Origin of the sequence: Bartonella sp. CR127HXZ, assembly GCF_042194555.1 — a bacterium.
GTDB lineage: Bacteria > Pseudomonadota > Alphaproteobacteria > Rhizobiales > Rhizobiaceae > Bartonella > Bartonella grahamii.
This window is the reverse complement of the sequence record NZ_JBHIMZ010000013.1, coordinates 30,883-45,719: the sequence shown is the minus strand read 5'-3', so window position 1 is coordinate 45,719 and position 14,837 is coordinate 30,883. Positions and strand designations below refer to the sequence as shown.

The 14,837-nt window shown below is 39.5% G+C and carries 15 protein-coding genes; 4 read left to right on the top strand and 11 right to left on the bottom strand.

The window, feature by feature from the left end:
- Window positions 1–3: 3 nt before the first annotated feature.
- The 4 genes from ACFIKY_RS07590 to rpmB all read right to left on the bottom strand — a co-directional run bounded on the left by ACFIKY_RS07590 (window position 4) and on the right by rpmB (window position 1,984).
- Entirely contained in the window at window positions 4–306 is a 303-nt protein-coding gene (locus ACFIKY_RS07590) for a DNA adenine methylase (RefSeq protein WP_375635304.1), read from the bottom strand.
- A gap of 41 nt (window positions 307–347) precedes the next feature.
- Window positions 348–515, bottom strand: a complete 168-nt coding sequence (locus ACFIKY_RS07585) for a transposase (RefSeq protein ID WP_375661621.1) — start codon at window positions 513–515, stop codon at window positions 348–350.
- Window positions 516–864: 349 nt separating this feature from the next.
- The gene (locus ACFIKY_RS07580; RefSeq protein WP_375635305.1) at window positions 865–1,548 is read right to left on the bottom strand and encodes a VUT family protein; all 684 of its coding nucleotides are present in this window, start codon (window positions 1,546–1,548) and stop codon (window positions 865–867) included.
- A gap of 118 nt (window positions 1,549–1,666) precedes the next feature.
- Entirely contained in the window at window positions 1,667–1,984 is a 318-nt protein-coding gene (gene rpmB, locus ACFIKY_RS07575) for a 50S ribosomal protein L28 (protein WP_273787609.1), read from the bottom strand.
- A gap of 297 nt (window positions 1,985–2,281) precedes the next feature.
- On the opposite strand from rpmB, the gene ACFIKY_RS07570 reads away from it, so the two are divergent.
- The 3 genes from ACFIKY_RS07570 to ACFIKY_RS07560 all read left to right on the top strand — a co-directional run bounded on the left by ACFIKY_RS07570 (window position 2,282) and on the right by ACFIKY_RS07560 (window position 5,912).
- A complete protein-coding gene (locus ACFIKY_RS07570) occupies window positions 2,282–3,064 on the top strand; it encodes an SURF1 family protein (protein WP_375661613.1) in 783 nt (260 codons plus the stop codon).
- Window positions 3,065–3,790: 726 nt separating this feature from the next.
- Entirely contained in the window at window positions 3,791–5,410 is a 1,620-nt protein-coding gene (gene purH / locus ACFIKY_RS07565; protein WP_375644321.1) for a bifunctional phosphoribosylaminoimidazolecarboxamide formyltransferase/IMP cyclohydrolase, read from the top strand.
- A gap of 349 nt (window positions 5,411–5,759) precedes the next feature.
- Complete coding sequence (locus ACFIKY_RS07560) at window positions 5,760–5,912, top strand: DUF1127 domain-containing protein (protein WP_375635308.1); 153 nt, start codon at window positions 5,760–5,762, stop codon at window positions 5,910–5,912.
- Between the two features lie 911 nt (window positions 5,913–6,823).
- On the opposite strand, the gene ACFIKY_RS07555 is transcribed toward ACFIKY_RS07560, so the two are convergent.
- The 3 genes from ACFIKY_RS07555 to htpX form a co-directional block, all read right to left on the bottom strand.
- Entirely contained in the window at window positions 6,824–8,569 is a 1,746-nt protein-coding gene (locus tag ACFIKY_RS07555; RefSeq protein ID WP_375661612.1) for a heparinase II/III family protein, read from the bottom strand.
- A 64-nt stretch (window positions 8,570–8,633) separates the two neighbouring features.
- A complete protein-coding gene (locus ACFIKY_RS07550) occupies window positions 8,634–9,998 on the bottom strand; it encodes an RsmB/NOP family class I SAM-dependent RNA methyltransferase (RefSeq protein ID WP_375628103.1) in 1,365 nt (454 codons plus the stop codon).
- Between the two features lie 47 nt (window positions 9,999–10,045).
- Window positions 10,046–11,092 carry a zinc metalloprotease HtpX gene (htpX, locus tag ACFIKY_RS07545; RefSeq protein ID WP_375661611.1) on the bottom strand — a complete coding sequence of 349 codons (1,047 nt, stop codon included), beginning with the start codon at window positions 11,090–11,092 and terminating at the stop codon, window positions 10,046–10,048.
- Window positions 11,093–11,175: 83 nt separating this feature from the next.
- On the opposite strand from htpX, the gene ACFIKY_RS07540 reads away from it, so the two are divergent.
- Complete coding sequence (locus ACFIKY_RS07540; protein ID WP_015857055.1) at window positions 11,176–11,391, top strand: DUF1674 domain-containing protein; 216 nt, start codon at window positions 11,176–11,178, stop codon at window positions 11,389–11,391.
- Window positions 11,392–11,527: 136 nt separating this feature from the next.
- Here ACFIKY_RS07540 and rpsP read toward each other — a convergent pair whose 3' ends face one another.
- From rpsP to ACFIKY_RS07520, 4 genes are all read right to left on the bottom strand, one after another.
- Complete coding sequence (rpsP, locus tag ACFIKY_RS07535) at window positions 11,528–11,902, bottom strand: 30S ribosomal protein S16 (RefSeq protein WP_273787601.1); 375 nt, start codon at window positions 11,900–11,902, stop codon at window positions 11,528–11,530.
- A 16-nt stretch (window positions 11,903–11,918) separates the two neighbouring features.
- Window positions 11,919–12,248 (bottom strand): chorismate mutase, encoded by a 330-nt coding sequence (locus ACFIKY_RS07530; RefSeq protein ID WP_375661620.1) that lies wholly within the window; start codon window positions 12,246–12,248, stop codon window positions 11,919–11,921.
- Window positions 12,249–12,272: 24 nt separating this feature from the next.
- Window positions 12,273–13,841: a signal recognition particle protein gene (gene ffh, locus ACFIKY_RS07525; protein ID WP_375635463.1), complete on the bottom strand. Its 1,569-nt coding sequence runs from the start codon at window positions 13,839–13,841 to the stop codon at window positions 12,273–12,275.
- 230 nt (window positions 13,842–14,071) lie between these two features.
- Complete coding sequence (locus ACFIKY_RS07520) at window positions 14,072–14,728, bottom strand: carbonic anhydrase (protein ID WP_375635309.1); 657 nt, start codon at window positions 14,726–14,728, stop codon at window positions 14,072–14,074.
- Window positions 14,729–14,837: the final 109 nt, after the last annotated feature.

Below are 14,837 nucleotides of genomic sequence, written 5' to 3'. Positions count from 1 at the left end.
TCTCTAAAGCATCTGCCAAAAAATAACAAGCGGCTTAAAAGCATCATAAGCATAAACCTTTGTTCCTCTTTTTGCTAAGGTTAATTCAATTGCCCCTCCTCCTACAAAAGAAGAACATAAAGTTTTTTGTTTCCTTATATAGTTATTAATAATCATAGGAACAGCACGACTTTTCCCTCCCGGATAACGAAGAGGTGATTTTACAATAGGCAACTCCCTAGTCTCTCTCTGTTTTTTCGAGGAAGTTAATACCAAATTATCCAATAAAGCCTTTGTATGATCTCTTTGATTTATCATTTTGTTCATATTATCAGCTCCAAGTATCCCATTTTCTAACCTACAATTATCTAAAATAAATACTTGAAGCGTTTGCCAAATTCTACAGAGATCGCATTATAACGAATTGTAAATTCATTAACATATCTGCACAAACATTTGTTACTAAAATAATGATAAATAGCAGTATAGCCAAATTTTAAAACTGTCAAAAAGGACTTGATACCATTGGTATTTATTTTTCTATTTATATACTACCCAAATGTATATCGAAATGTTTTTTCCTATATAAGAACCAAGTTTCTTATAGCTCAAATAATCATAAGTAAGACATCACAATTCTTAACAAGACATTTTTTGGCCTTCATAAGAGCTTTATTACCTGTTTTTAATACTGATAAGATGCTCTTATCTCATACTGAATCAGTCAAAAATATCTCCTTACACATCATAAGCATAGATGATGTATGGATAAATACAACTTGAGAAAAGAAGCAAAATCCCTTTTTTGAATCCACTCAAATTCTATTCTTAGAAGACATAACGCACAACCTTTTCTTCTTTAGCAAAACAAAAGGACAAAGATCATTATTTGTTACAAACAAAAGAAGAATCATCCTTTGAATGACTTTGATAAAGAGGAAGCTTTACAATATTAAGAATTGTTCCATAGGGAATCAACATAAACAGGCTCATAACAATTTTTACCGAAAAATCACCAAAAGCAAGCGAGAGCCAAACTGGCATGCCTACCCCTCCCAAAACAGTACTCTCCACCAGTGAACTATCAGCATAGCCTGTTATCTTATCAAGAACAGTAAAAGAGCTAGAAAAAGCAAGAGCAAAAAACAGTACTGTATCCAAAGCCGAACCAACCAACGCTGCTGCTAAAGGTGCTTTCCACCATGTTTTACGTCGCAAAGGAGTAAAAACAACAATATCAATGAGTTGCCCAAATAAAAATGCAAAACTAGAAGCAAGTGCAAGCCGTGGTGTCGCCAATATCCAAGAAACAAAGACACCCGCAAAAAAACCAGCATAAACCACACGCCGCGCAGCAGATGGACCATAAAAACGATTGGTCAAATCATTGATCAGAAAAGCAAATGGATAGGTAAAAGCCCCATAAGTCAACAGCTCATTTAAATCAAACCAGTAGACAGGATATTGAACAAAAATATTAGAAGCAGTGACAGCAAGGCACATTGCTAAAATAGAAAAAACAATGTACCTCTTCTTTTGCTGTTCTCGTAAAGGACTGCTTGAGGGCATTTTTTTAACCTATGATACGGAACCAATAAAATTAAACGATCAACCTGAAAAAACTTAACTTCTAGAACAGAAAACCGGAATAAAAGCGTCAATAAACCAAAAAGAATGGCGCTAACAATTACGCTGCTTGTTCAGCCTTTTGCTCACCTTCTTGCTCAGCTTTTTTCTTAATGATTTGTCGTTTTAGCAAACGCGCACGTTGCGACAACTCTTTATCATCTGCTTTGACCAAAAAACCATCAAGGCCACCACGATGCTCAACAGAACGCAACGCACTTGCTGAAATGCGCAAGCGGTAACTTTGCTGTAACACTTCTGAAATCAATGTCACATTGCAAAGATTTGGTAAAAAACGACGCCGAGTCTTATTATTCGCATGGCTAACATTATTACCATACAGAACCGTCTTCCCTGTCAATTCACATGCACGAGACATAAACTTCACCCTTAAACTCTAAGAAACTTTCAAATCCCCATACCCAAAGGACACAATGAACGCAAAACACGCACAATGCAACCTTGAACGGGCATCATTAGGAAGTCTCTTTCTAATAGGGGGTCGACAACAAAAGGTCAAGTCTTTTATAAAACCTTTTTCATATCTTACTAGCTCATTCTTCATCTTTTTCCTCAACAAGGCGTGCAAATTCCACCAAAAAGCGTACAAAATGTTTTTTTTAAATACATACCATGTTAGAATGAAAACTTATTGTCCCGAAAGGAAGCATAAATCATGAACAAAAAAGAGCCCCCCATGACAAAGCTTCAAGAAGATTCTTGCCGTTTTTCTTCTTTTTTGTTTGGGACTTTATGTATTTGTTTTTTTCTTCTCTTCAGTGCATTAGGTATATGGCAAGTACAACGGTTAAACTGGAAAACAAATCTCATCACCAGTGCCAATCAGCGCATTCATTTGCCCCCCATAAAAGCCCCCCCAAAAAATCAATGGTCAGATGTTACTTTTGAAAAAAACGAATATCAACCTGTTGTTACCACAGGAAAATTTTTAACAGATAAAAATATTTTAGTCACTGCTGCCGCTCAAAATACTACAGGCTATTGGGTTTTGACCCCTTTACAAACTGCTGATAATACACTGATCTTTATCAACCGTGGCTTTATCCCTATGGATGAACGTAACAATTTTCAAAACTCAGAGCAATCGCATACAAATGCCTCATCTCAGCAAAATTCTACCACAGACACAGAACAAACAACAATTATAGGTTTATTACGCATGAGTGAAAAAAATGGATTTTTCCCGCGTAAAAATAATCCGGACAAGAATTTATGGTATACGCGCGATCTCCCTGCTATGGCACAAAAACTTGGTTTGTCCACTGTTGCCCCTTATTTCATTGATGCCAGCAAAACATCTCCACAAGCAAACCTTCCTGTCGTTGGTCTTACGATTATCCATTTTCGAAATAATCATCTCGTTTATGCAATCACGTGGTTTATTTTAGCTGCTGGTGTATTAGGAGCTTTTCTTTTTCTGCTACGGCAAAAAAACTAAAAAAAGACCTCTTCCATCTCAAGTAACAAAAATTTTTAGAATCTTGAAAACTGATAAAGATAACAGAATCTACTAACTTGCGCCTTTGTTAAATAAAGATCATAGGCATACAATGGACTTTATACCATCCACAAAGGATTTACGCGATACTCTTCAAAAAACCATCATAAAACGAGGGCTTTAACAGGTTAATTCATTAAAAATTGTAATGCACAAAAATGTGAAGCAATGCATTATCTCCACTCTTAAAAAAATTCACTCTAAAACATTATCATAAACGCTTTTGAAAAACATACAGCCAAATTTAAAAATGATAGGAAAGATGAGCACTCATTTTTGCCTTTATAATTTTATATTCTTGCTTCGTTAGGTTGTTTCCCATTTCAGAGATTACTCCAATTGATATACGCAATACTTTCGCCTTCATCTAGCATAAAAGCTAATATAGCAGAGAACATACGGATGCGTTTTTTGTTTCAAAACTGCTATGAAGATGAAATATTGAGTTATAAGCAACAAAAAAACATTTAATGTCTCAATGAGACTTTTACACCTACCACAACACCTCAAATGAGAGTGTTTTTACAGGATAATAAAAAAGGTGAGGCATCCCATATTCTAAAAAGACAGTTTATCCTTTCAGTGTATTTTGCTAAAGGCTTATGCTATAAATCTATAAGCGTGTTTTACTAGAATTTTAACTCTTTCATTTTTAAGGCTTCTGTTATGGGTGTTGTTGCCAAAAATTTTCCCATACCTGATCTTCATCGGGTTCGTCGTGTTCTCTTTTCTGTGTCTGATAAAACGGGTGTGGTTGCTTTTGCACAAGCCCTTCATGCTACTTACAATGTTGAATTGATTTCAACAGGGGGAACAGCCAAAACCCTCATAGCAGCTGGTTTACCCGTAAAAGATGTTGCTGAAGTTACCGGATTTCCTGAGATAATGGATGGGCGTGTAAAAACACTCCATCCTTTGATTCATGGTGCTTTGTTAGGGGTAAGAGAAGATCCTAGCCATAGGGAAGCTATGGAAAAGAACAGCATTCATGGAATTGATCTTTTGGTGGTGAATCTTTATCCTTTTGAAGAGACGATCCTATCGGGAGCCGATGGGCAAACGATTCTTGAAAATATTGATATCGGTGGACCGGCGATGATTCGCGCCGCGGCAAAAAATTATGCTTATACTGGTGTTGTAACAACGATAAAAGATTATGATTCGATTCTAGCTGAATTAAAGCAGCATAATGGATGTTTAAGCTTATCTATGCGTCATCAGCTAGCAATGCGCGCTTATGCACACACCGCCGCTTATGATACGGCAATAGCATCGTGGTTTGCACGGGATTTAAAAATTGAAATTCCATCGTGGCAGAGTTTTTCTGGTCATCTTGAGAGTGTTATGCGCTATGGGGAAAATCCACATCAACAGGCAGCATTTTATCGCAATAATGAAAAACGTTTTGGTATTGCAACAGCAAAACTTTTACAAGGCAAAGCGCTTTCTTATAACAATCTGAATGATACAGATGCAGCCTTTGAGCTTGTGGCAGAATTTGATCCGCAAAAAACCGCTGCTGTCGCTCTTATTAAACATGCCAATCCTTGTGGTGTTGCGGAAGGAGAAAATTTGAAAGAAGCTTATTTGAAAGCTCTTATGTGTGATAATGTATCGGCATTTGGTGGAATTGTTGCTTTAAATCAAACCCTTGATGAGGAATGTGCTGAAGAGATTGTTAAAATTTTCACAGAAGTGATTATTGCTCCTGATGCCACAATGGCGGCACGTGAAATTATTGCCAAGAAAAAAAATCTTCGTTTGCTCATTACAGGTGGAGTTCCTGATCCACGCTGTGGAGGACTTCTTGCGAAAACACTTGCAGGAGGCATTTTAGTGCAATCGCGTGATAACGTAGTGGTTGATGATCTTAAATTGCAAGTAGTGACAAAGCGGGCACCAACTCAAGATGAAATGCGTGATCTTCAATTTGCTTTTCGTGTAGCAAAACACGTTAAATCAAATGCTATTGTGTACGCGAAAAATAGCGCAACAGTTGGAATTGGAGCCGGACAAATGAGCCGCATCGATTCAGCAAAAATTGCTGCAAGTAAAGCAGCAGAAAGTGCGCAAAGAGCAGGCTTAACAGAAACTCTCACAAAAGGATCGGTTGTTGCATCAGATGCATTTTTTCCTTTTGCAGATGGTTTATTAGCAGCAGCTGAAGCAGGAGCAACAGCAGTTATTCAACCAGGAGGCTCCATGCGTGATGAAGAAGTTATCACGGCTGCTGATGCACAGGGTTTAGCGATGGTTTTCACAGGAACACGACACTTCCGCCATTAATAATTTTGCTGATTCTCTCTATTATATGAGACAAATGTTTCAAGGAATTTTTCATAATCATCGTATGACTATTGATCACTATTGAAATGGAAGCAGTTATTCAATCCAAAGAATCTACTTGTGAAGACGTTTATCACCACAGAAAATGCACATAATTTAACCATTATTTAGGGATAAGATATCGTTGTTGTTAATACTTTAATGGCTTCCCTTTCACATGAGCAAAATGTTAAAGGGATATTATCTTGTATGTAGATGCATACCTGTTATGATATTATAACACAACTCTTTTTAGTAATATGCTCTATTCTTAAACCAAAGAGTGAAATGAAAAGTTTGAGTAGAGGATATGAATATTCTACGTTTTTATAGTAATTGGCGCCGTTATCGTCGAACCGTTAATGCATTAAGGTGTCTTTCAACATATGAACTCAGCGATCTTGGAATTTGTCGCGGTGATATTAATTTGATTGCACGACGTTATTCGCGTAAATCTTTATAAACGTTGTTTGAAGCATTTGAGAGAGTGCTTTGCTGTGAAAAAACGTGCATTTTGTGGCTTGTTATTATGACTTCATTTATAATAACAAAGAGCAGAAGGGTTGTTTTTCTCGGGCGTTGCTATGTGTTGTTTCTTGAATTCTCAGTGCTTCTATGATGTAAAACATTTGATTTATAATGATAATTTAGCGTTATTCATATTGAATTAGAACCCCGAATACCGTAAGATTCTCCCATTTAAAATCTATGTATGTTGAATACAAAAACCATTCGCTTGCACGTTACAAGCGGGGGATCCTGTGTGGATAAAAACTATTAAGAAAAGGCTAAAAATGCCTCTTATGAATCATCTCTAGTGCCAAGAGCTGTTACAAAAATTGGGCACTAATAAATAGTGTGATGGTGCTAAATTGCTCCTTGCGTAAAGATGGGGTGCTTCATGGATTTACCGTTATACCCATCACAGACATCATCACGAAATAGGCTTGGAAGTATTAAGGGATTTTTCTTTAATATACGTCCGTGAATATGCAATAAATAGCGCTCTGTTTTTCGTGAGGGAGCGTAACCCTATTAATGCAACTCTCTCAGAGATAAATATTAATCCCAACAGCACACTTAAGAACTTATAGAAGATAAGCAACAGCTTTATTTTCTCTCCACATCTTTAAAGAATGAAGATCCTTAACCAGTACTCATCTGTCAACAATGGTCTATCAAAAACTCTTTTTTCGAGAGCCAATCCCTCTTAGCATCACCTCATGAGATTCTATGAGCAAACCTTGCCTAAAAACATCCAACCTATACTCTAATAAAATGCTTCATGTATAAAATTTATATGATCTTCAAATTTTGAGAATATTACCACAATAAACGATGATGTTTTGCGACACGAAGATAAAACGCAATATACTATGGGTTGGAATAATGTTCTGATTTTTTATCAAACGCTTTACGGATAAAACGCCAACGAACTTTTTCCTGAAATGCAGGACGAAAATATAAAACAATCTGTTGTGTCCGCTGTGGACCTGTTAATTCTGCAAAATCAATCGAATCTTCAAGACAAATATCTGCGTCAGGCGATACCAAATACCATACTTGTTCGCTCTTCACGTTCTCGTTCTTTACAGCTAAACACACACGTTTGCCATCATAGTTAACTTCAACTTGTGGATGAAGATGAAACCGAACAGCAACATGATCTTGTTCATTTTGCACACTCTTGTGTCTCTTTCCCCCTTTATTTGGCATAAAAAAGCGATCAAAACCTTCGATCATATCTCCATTTGTTGCCAAAATAAGACCACGCTCATGAATAAGATTAAAGGGTCGCACATAACCATTATGACTCGCAATAAAACCCGTCTTCTCTGAATCCTCTATACGGCGCACTTGAACATCCGTTGGTCCATCAAACAAAAATGGCGCGCCATTTTTCTTTTTCTGATAAAAAGCACCCACTGAACAATCATTAAGCGTAGCTGTTGAATGTGCTGCAGTAACACGCCCTAAATGTCGATAATCTTCCCGACCATCAGGATTAACACCAGTATTGATAATAAAACGGTGCCCTTGTGAAGACATTTCAAAAGACAAACATCCCGAACAAGCCTGCTGTGCTACAAAGCGGGGTGGAAACTTTCCTGTATCTGCAAGCACTGTTGTTTGATTGGCTTTTAAGCGCTGAAATCCTGAATAACGGGCATAACTAAAAGGATGCCCTCCTGTTTCATCAAGCTCCAAAAGGGACGATAACCGTTCCGACACAAGGGGACCAACCCCATTAAAATGAGCCAACGTTTGATCCTCATGGATAAAGAATCGTAAAGCTGGCAACATACGCTCAACAGAATCAATCAAAATACGTGGTGCTGTTTCATTGCTACGCATAAAAAGATGCCGTAACGACAATAAATCCGATAACAAATTCAGCAAAATAACAGGACTACGAGAAATATGCCCACCATCAACTAGGATTTGACGGGAAAGCTCTTTTATAAGTGTGGTTTGTACCTTTTTTTTCACTGCCACAGAAACAGGCAAAGCAAGAGATGCGAACGTCAAAGCCGCTGCTGCTTGTAAACGTCGGTCATCATGCTCCATACTGCAAATTGTTACGCGCAAATAACGAAATTGCAAACCAAGCGCACGTAAAAAGCGTTTTTCAAACCGCTCACTTGCTCCTTCTAACAACATTTTCGAGTGACAAATCCATGAAATCAAGCGCCGCGCCACAACAGGACCACTCCAAGCAAGCCCTTTTACCTTCTTGCCAGCATGGTCAAACCAATCTTCTAAAAGAGAACGTGCGTGTGCAGAAGCTAAATCACTTCCTGCTGCCTCCATATGGCGCAACCAATGAAAATCATGTAGAGCTGCTTCCCATTCTAGCGTTGGTGGAACCAATGCAAACGGCGAAACAGCACCAGAATGAACAATGTGACCAGCAAAAGCAAAACGACCATGATAAAATTCATGCGCCATCATAGGATCAGCCACATGCAAATCCATGGGATGCGCTAAAATTTTATGAGGACGAAACCCTGAAAACCGCCAACGAAACAATGGTCCAACCCATAAACGCCGCATAACATTCTGTATCGTATCGATACAGGCTGCCACTTTTACCTGAGGAGCTTTTACCGCAACCGCCAAAATTTCATCTCCATTTATGCTGATTCAAATACAATTTCGACCATTTTTGTAAATGAAGCGTTAATTAAGCAATTTTTCGTAAGCGTGCAGCAAAAAAACCATCCATTCCTAAAAATGCGGTTTTCTCAGCATCAAAATTTTTATGACAAAAATCCGCAGGCGTTGTACGTAACATCCCCCCACAAAGCAAATGTGCCAGTGCTCCCATTTCCTCTGGATAAATAGGTTCTAAAACAATGTCATTGCGTGTCGATAAAATTTTTTCAATAAGATCTTCACCTTCTTCTCTTGCCAATGAACAATTGGAAAAAATAATCCGTCCCCCCACCTTTACCAAGGAAATTGCTGCGACAAGTAAATCATTTTGCAACGCCGCTAACTTGACAATATCATCCCTCGATTTCGTCCATAAAATATCTGGATGACGACGGATCGTTCCAGTAGAAGAACAAGGAGCATCGAGAAGAACCGCATCAAAAAGCTGTGTGGGATGGAAATTTCTCACATCGCCCTGCCAAATGTGAACTGAAAAATGAAGCCGTTCCATATTTTCTTTTAAACGCTTTACGCGGTTAGCAGAAAGCTCAATTGCTGTCACCTGCGCTCCTTGTAAAGCCAATTGTGCTGTTTTTCCCCCAGGGCTCGCACAAAGGTCAGCAACTCGTTTACCCCGAAGTGTTCCTAATAAACAAGCAGGCAACGCTGCAGCAAAATCTTGAACCCACCAAGTTCCTTCACTATAGCCTGGTAAATCAGAAACAGAACACTCCAGACGATTCAATCGAACAGAACCATTGGGCAACACCACACCACCAAGCCTTTCAGCCCATCCAACACTATCAGATTTCACTGTCAAATCAAAAGGGGGTTCCACACTTTGAATTGCTATAATCTGATGCGCCTTTTCTGTTCCATAAGCTGACATTAAAAGCTGTCTAAACCACGCTGGCACACCTTCAATGGAAGGAATTTGTTGGCGTAAAGACACCGCCTCACGTGCAATATTGCGTAAAAGAGCATTCACCACCCCTGAAAAACGGCGCATTCGAGGGTCAAGTTTCGCCACACGCACAGCTAAATCAATAGCCGCATGATCTGGAATATCAAGATAAAGAATTTGTGCAACACTGATATGCAAAAGATGCTGGAGTGAAAGTGCTTGTGAAGGCAAAGGACGCGCTAAAAGGCGTGAGAGAGCTGCCGTAATCTGCCCTCGATGACGCAATGAAGCTGTTAAAATAGCCCGACATAACAAACGATCTCGTTGTGAAAGCTTTAAATATTGTGGATGTCCGTGTTCATTATCCGTCAAACCAGACAAAGGCGTGTGCTTATCAACTACCGCCCCCAAAAGACGCACACACACCTGCCGAACAGCTAATCCTGGAACATTTTTTTCAGACACATGCCCCGCTTTTTTGTGTTTCAAAACACCACCTTTATATCACTGTTTCCTTAAAAACTCCCTCAATAACTCTATGAACGAGATCTTTTTGAATTTTCATAACGAAGCCAAGAAGGACGTTTTGTAACACGCTGAAAAGAACTGTTTTCTTGCTCACCTAATGCATGAGCCTGACCACTATGAAAATCTCCATAGTTCATCCCGTTGCTTTTTTCATGTATAGTGTCTTCTTTATTCCATCCCACACTTTTGGCAAGAGCCCCTTTCATCTCTTCTGCTTGCTGATAAAGAGCAGCAATACGATTTGCAGTTGCTGGATGTGTAGAAAAAAGACTATCCGCTCCCTCACCGCTCAAAGGATTAATAATAAACAGATGCGCAGTTGCTGGATTATGCTCTGCTTCTTCATTATATACTCCACGTCCCCCATCAGCAATCTTACGCAATGCCGAAGCCAACCATAAAGGATTACCACATATTTCAGCCCCTCTCCGATCCGCAGCATATTCACGCGTACGACTAATCGCCATTTGCACCAGCATCGCTGCAAAAGGTGCCACAAGCAGTGCAATAAATCCTCCAATTGCCCCAGCGCCATGAGAATCTTCTGAAGAGTTACGCGGTCCTCCCATAAAGAAAGCAAAATTACCAAGCATTGAAATTGCCCCTGCAATCGTTGCTGTTAGAGTCATTGTTAAGGTATCACGATGCTCAATGTGTGCGAGCTCATGCGCCATAACGCCGGCAATTTCCTCTGAACTCAACCGCTCTAACAATCCAGTACTTGCAGCAACAGCAGCATTTTGCGGATTACGTCCCGTCGCAAAAGCATTTGGCTGTGCATTCTCAATAACACAAACCTTTGGTTGAGGAAGAGAAGCCCTTTGCGCTAAATCGCTTACAATCTTATAATAAACTGGTGCTGAATGCTGATCAACTTCACGCGCCCCGTACATGCGTAAAACGATTTTATCCGAATTCCAATAAGAAAAAAAGTTTAAACCACTTGCCATCAAAAGAGCAATGACCATGCCACCGCCCCCTCCAACAAGATAACCAACTCCCATAAAGAGAGCAGTTAAAAAAGCCAAAAGCATGGCTGTACGCATTATATTCATTACTCAAAAAACTCCATGATAAAAGTCAATCAATATTATATGATGGTGTTTTCTTTCTGCTTCTTCAATGGAATAGGTGTAAAATGAATAAAAAAGATGAGAATACAAGCAAAAAAAATGCAACTGTCGTTAAACAGCAATCTCTTTCTCCCGCAGCACAACGCGCCCTTAAAGAAGCTGAAGAAAGGCGAAAAAGCGCAGCAAAAAAAGAACAACCTTTAGAAAACGGCGGACGCGGCGGAAAAGACCCTTCCCGCTATGGAGACTGGGAAATTAAAGGCCGCGCTATTGACTTTTAAAACCATTGATTTTTAAAAAACCAGCGCTGTTTAAACAAGCAGCTTTTTAAAGAAAATCCGTTTTTGATAGACAAAAACGGATAATATTTATTTTTCTAAAGCTTTTAAAGACACGTTGATTAAACAATCATGCTTCTCATGCTGAAGCAGATTCTGCTTCAGCCGCTGCCGCTGCTTCTTCTGCCGCTTGCTTTGCCGCTGCTATACGTTCTTGTGCTTTTTTACCCGGTTCACCTTTATGTGGATTATTACGGGTTGGACGCTTTTTCAAGCCAGCTGCATCTAAAAACCGTAAAACGCGATCTGTTGGTTGAGCCCCTTGTCCAAGCCAATATTGGATACGTTCTTCATTAAGTTTTACCCTCGGTCCATCTTTAGGCAACATTGGATCCCATGCACCAACACGTTCAAGAAACCGCCCATCGCGCGGACTACGAACATCTGCAACGACGATATGATAGTAAGGACGTTTTTTTGAACCTCCACGGGACAAACGAATTTTCAATGCCATATTTTATCTCCTATTGTCAGTTCTGGCTTTCGTTTAAATTAACTTTTTTTGTTTTTTGCTCTTCAGCAATAACTTCATGATGACGCACAACTTCTTTAATAATAAATTTTAAAAATCTTTCAGCAAAATCAGGATCAAGATGACTATCTATAGCCAATTGCCGCAAACGCTCTACCTGATATTGCTCACGCAGAGGATCTACTTTAGGCAAATCATAACGCGCTTTTAAGCGCCCAACAGCTTTCGTACAACGAAAACGCTCTGCTAAGATATGAATCAAAGTTGCATCAAAATTATCAATAGATGCTCGTAAATGTGCCAATTCGTTTAATACTGTTTCCTGCATCATATTCCTTTCCCTCTTTACATCTTATTTTTTCTTAGGATGCTGAGGAAATTTTCCCCTATCAGCAATGTCATTGGAAAGACCAGGAAATGTAGGTCCACGCTTGGGAAGTCCGGGCAAGAGCTTCCCTCCATTACCATTTTCAATTTGCTTTTGAAGTGTTGAGAATTGCTTTAGATCCAATCCCGACAAATCAGGCATAGCTGGAGAATCCCCCCCCAAATTTCCCATACCACCAAAACCCATTTTGGAACCAAGTCCTCCCAACATTTTTCCCATAAAACCACTTTTTCCTTTACCACCCATAGCTTTCATCATATCAGCCATTTGGCGATACATTTTCAAAAGTTTATTAATATCAGCTGCCGTTGTACCAGATCCCTTAGCAATTCGTTGTTTGCGGCTATGTTTTAAAAGCTCTGGATTCGCCCGCTCTTGCGGTGTCATAGATGAAATAATGGCCAATTGACGATCAAACAAACGATCATCAAGCCCCGCGGCCGCAATCTGCTCTTTGACCTTCCCCATTCCTGGCAACATGCCCATAATACCGCCCATTCCACCCAGTTTTTTCATTTTCTGCAACTGTTCTGCAAGATCATTCAGATCAAATTTTCCGGCTTGCATTTTTTTTGCAAAAGCAGCAGCTTTCTCATGATCCATTGTTTCAGCAGCTTTTTCAACCAAAGAAACAATATCCCCCATTCCGAGAATACGATCAGCAATACGGCTGGGATGAAACTCTTCTAAAGCATCTATTTTTTCACCAGTTCCAATTGCTTTAATTGGTTTACCTGTAACCGCACGCATAGAAAGAGCAGCACCACCACGCCCATCACTATCCATACGTGTTAAAATAATCCCTGTAATCCCTACACGCTCATCAAAAGAACGAGCAAGATGAACGGCATCTTGCCCTGTCAAACTATCAGCCACCAACATAATTTCATGAGGAAGGGAACATGCTTTAATTTCAGCCAATTCGAGCATCAAAGCTTCATCAATATGATTACGTCCTGCTGTGTCAAGAAGAAGCACGTCATAACCACCCAATTTAGCAGCCTGCACGGCACGTGATGCAATATCAACGGGCAGCTGTCCCGCAATAATAGGCAAGCTTGCAAGTTTCGCCTGTTCTCCCAATTGGCGCAACTGCTCCTGTGCAGCGGGACGACGTGTATCTAATGACGCCATAAGAACTTTTTTATTGTGCTTATCAGTGAACCGTTTCGCAAGCTTTGCTGTTGTAGTTGTTTTTCCGGAACCTTGCAAACCAATCATCATGATAACAACTGGAGCTGGTGCATTTAAATCACTCAGAACGCTTTCATTTCCAAGAATATGAACCAATTCATCATGAACAATTTTAACCACCATCTGGCCTGGTTTAATTGATTTAACGATTTCGGCCCCAACGGCTTTTTCCCGAACCCTATCGGTAAAAGAGCGTACAACATCAAGAGCAACATCAGCTTCCAATAAAGCGCGACGAATTTCACGCAGCGCCTCTACAACATCCTGATCCGATAAAGCGCCACGTCCCGTCAAATGAGACAGGATAGAACCAAGTCGCTCTTGCAAGGATTCAAACATCATTTACCTCATTGTTGCATAACAAACAAACCAAAATAGCATCCGAGAACGCATCGCGCCGTCGGATGTTGACCTCTGAGATCTCTTTATACCCTTAAACTGGGGTCTCAGTCGGTGGCTCCAAGTTAATTTTGTCACTGAAAGCTTGCTCCTTCAAACAATAAAACCCCAGCTTTGTCAAGTTTTATCATAAAATGTCTTTTTATACGAAGAAATAAAAACAGCAAATACTATACTTCAAAACTTTCAACTTCAACACGCATAAAACAACCTGTTTCCTGTTCCATACTCCATAATTTCCCGCTAGAGATATCAAACCAAACCCCGTGTAATGTCAAAAAACCTTGATCTTTGCGAAGCTTTATCCACGGAAACGTCTCTAAATTTCTCAACGAATGGCGAATAGAAAGCTGCTCTAATGCCGTCTGTTTTTCTGGCCAAGACAGCGACTTATTATTCAAAACGATTTCTGCTGCTGGTGCTAAGAGACTTATCCATTGACCAATAAAATCATTTGATGATAAAGATTTACATGTCTCTTTAAGAGCAGTACGAATGCCTCCACAATGGGCATGACCAAAAACGACAATATGTTTCACCTCGAGCAATTGCACAGCATATTCAAGAGCTGCTGATGTTGCGTGATATTGATCATCAGGAGAAAAAGGAGGAACCACATTTGCCACGTTGCGCAAAGTGAAGATTTCCCCTGGCTTAGCATCAAAAATCATTTCTGGCACTGCACGCGAATCACAACAAGCAATGACCAAAACTTCAGGTTTCTGCCCTTCAATCACCAATTGCTGATAATGTGCTATTTTATATAAAAAATGATTGTTTATAAAATTTTGGTAACCACTTAAAAGTCTTGCTGGTAAACGCGCCATTCTCTCTTTACTTCTGCTTCTTTTTTTACTTTACATTTTGTATATTTAAAAAAACAAACTATTAACATACAAAAATACTAAAAATGCCCTTTCTCTGACGCAAAATATT

Bases quoted from the DNA above. Each gene is read 5' to 3' on its own strand.
- ACFIKY_RS07570 (WP_375661613.1), top strand. From the start codon at position 2,282: ATGAACAAAAAAGAGCCCCCCATGACAAAGCTTCAAGAAGATTCTTGC.
- ACFIKY_RS07580 (WP_375635305.1), bottom strand. From the start codon at position 1,548: ATGCCCTCAAGCAGTCCTTTACGAGAACAGCAAAAGAAGAGGTACATT.
- purH (WP_375644321.1), top strand. From the start codon at position 3,791: ATGGGTGTTGTTGCCAAAAATTTTCCCATACCTGATCTTCATCGGGTT.
- ffh (WP_375635463.1), bottom strand. From the start codon at position 13,841: ATGTTTGAATCCTTGCAAGAGCGACTTGGTTCTATCCTGTCTCATTTG.
- htpX (WP_375661611.1), bottom strand. From the start codon at position 11,092: ATGAATATAATGCGTACAGCCATGCTTTTGGCTTTTTTAACTGCTCTC.
- ACFIKY_RS07520 (WP_375635309.1), bottom strand. From the start codon at position 14,728: ATGGCGCGTTTACCAGCAAGACTTTTAAGTGGTTACCAAAATTTTATA.
- ACFIKY_RS07540 (WP_015857055.1), top strand. From the start codon at position 11,176: ATGAATAAAAAAGATGAGAATACAAGCAAAAAAAATGCAACTGTCGTT.
- ACFIKY_RS07590 (WP_375635304.1), bottom strand. From the start codon at position 306: ATGAACAAAATGATAAATCAAAGAGATCATACAAAGGCTTTATTGGAT.
- rpmB (WP_273787609.1), bottom strand. From the start codon at position 1,984: ATGTCTCGTGCATGTGAATTGACAGGGAAGACGGTTCTGTATGGTAAT.
- rpsP (WP_273787601.1), bottom strand. From the start codon at position 11,902: ATGGCATTGAAAATTCGTTTGTCCCGTGGAGGTTCAAAAAAACGTCCT.
- ACFIKY_RS07530 (WP_375661620.1), bottom strand. From the start codon at position 12,248: ATGCAGGAAACAGTATTAAACGAATTGGCACATTTACGAGCATCTATT.
- ACFIKY_RS07560 (WP_375635308.1), top strand. From the start codon at position 5,760: ATGAATATTCTACGTTTTTATAGTAATTGGCGCCGTTATCGTCGAACC.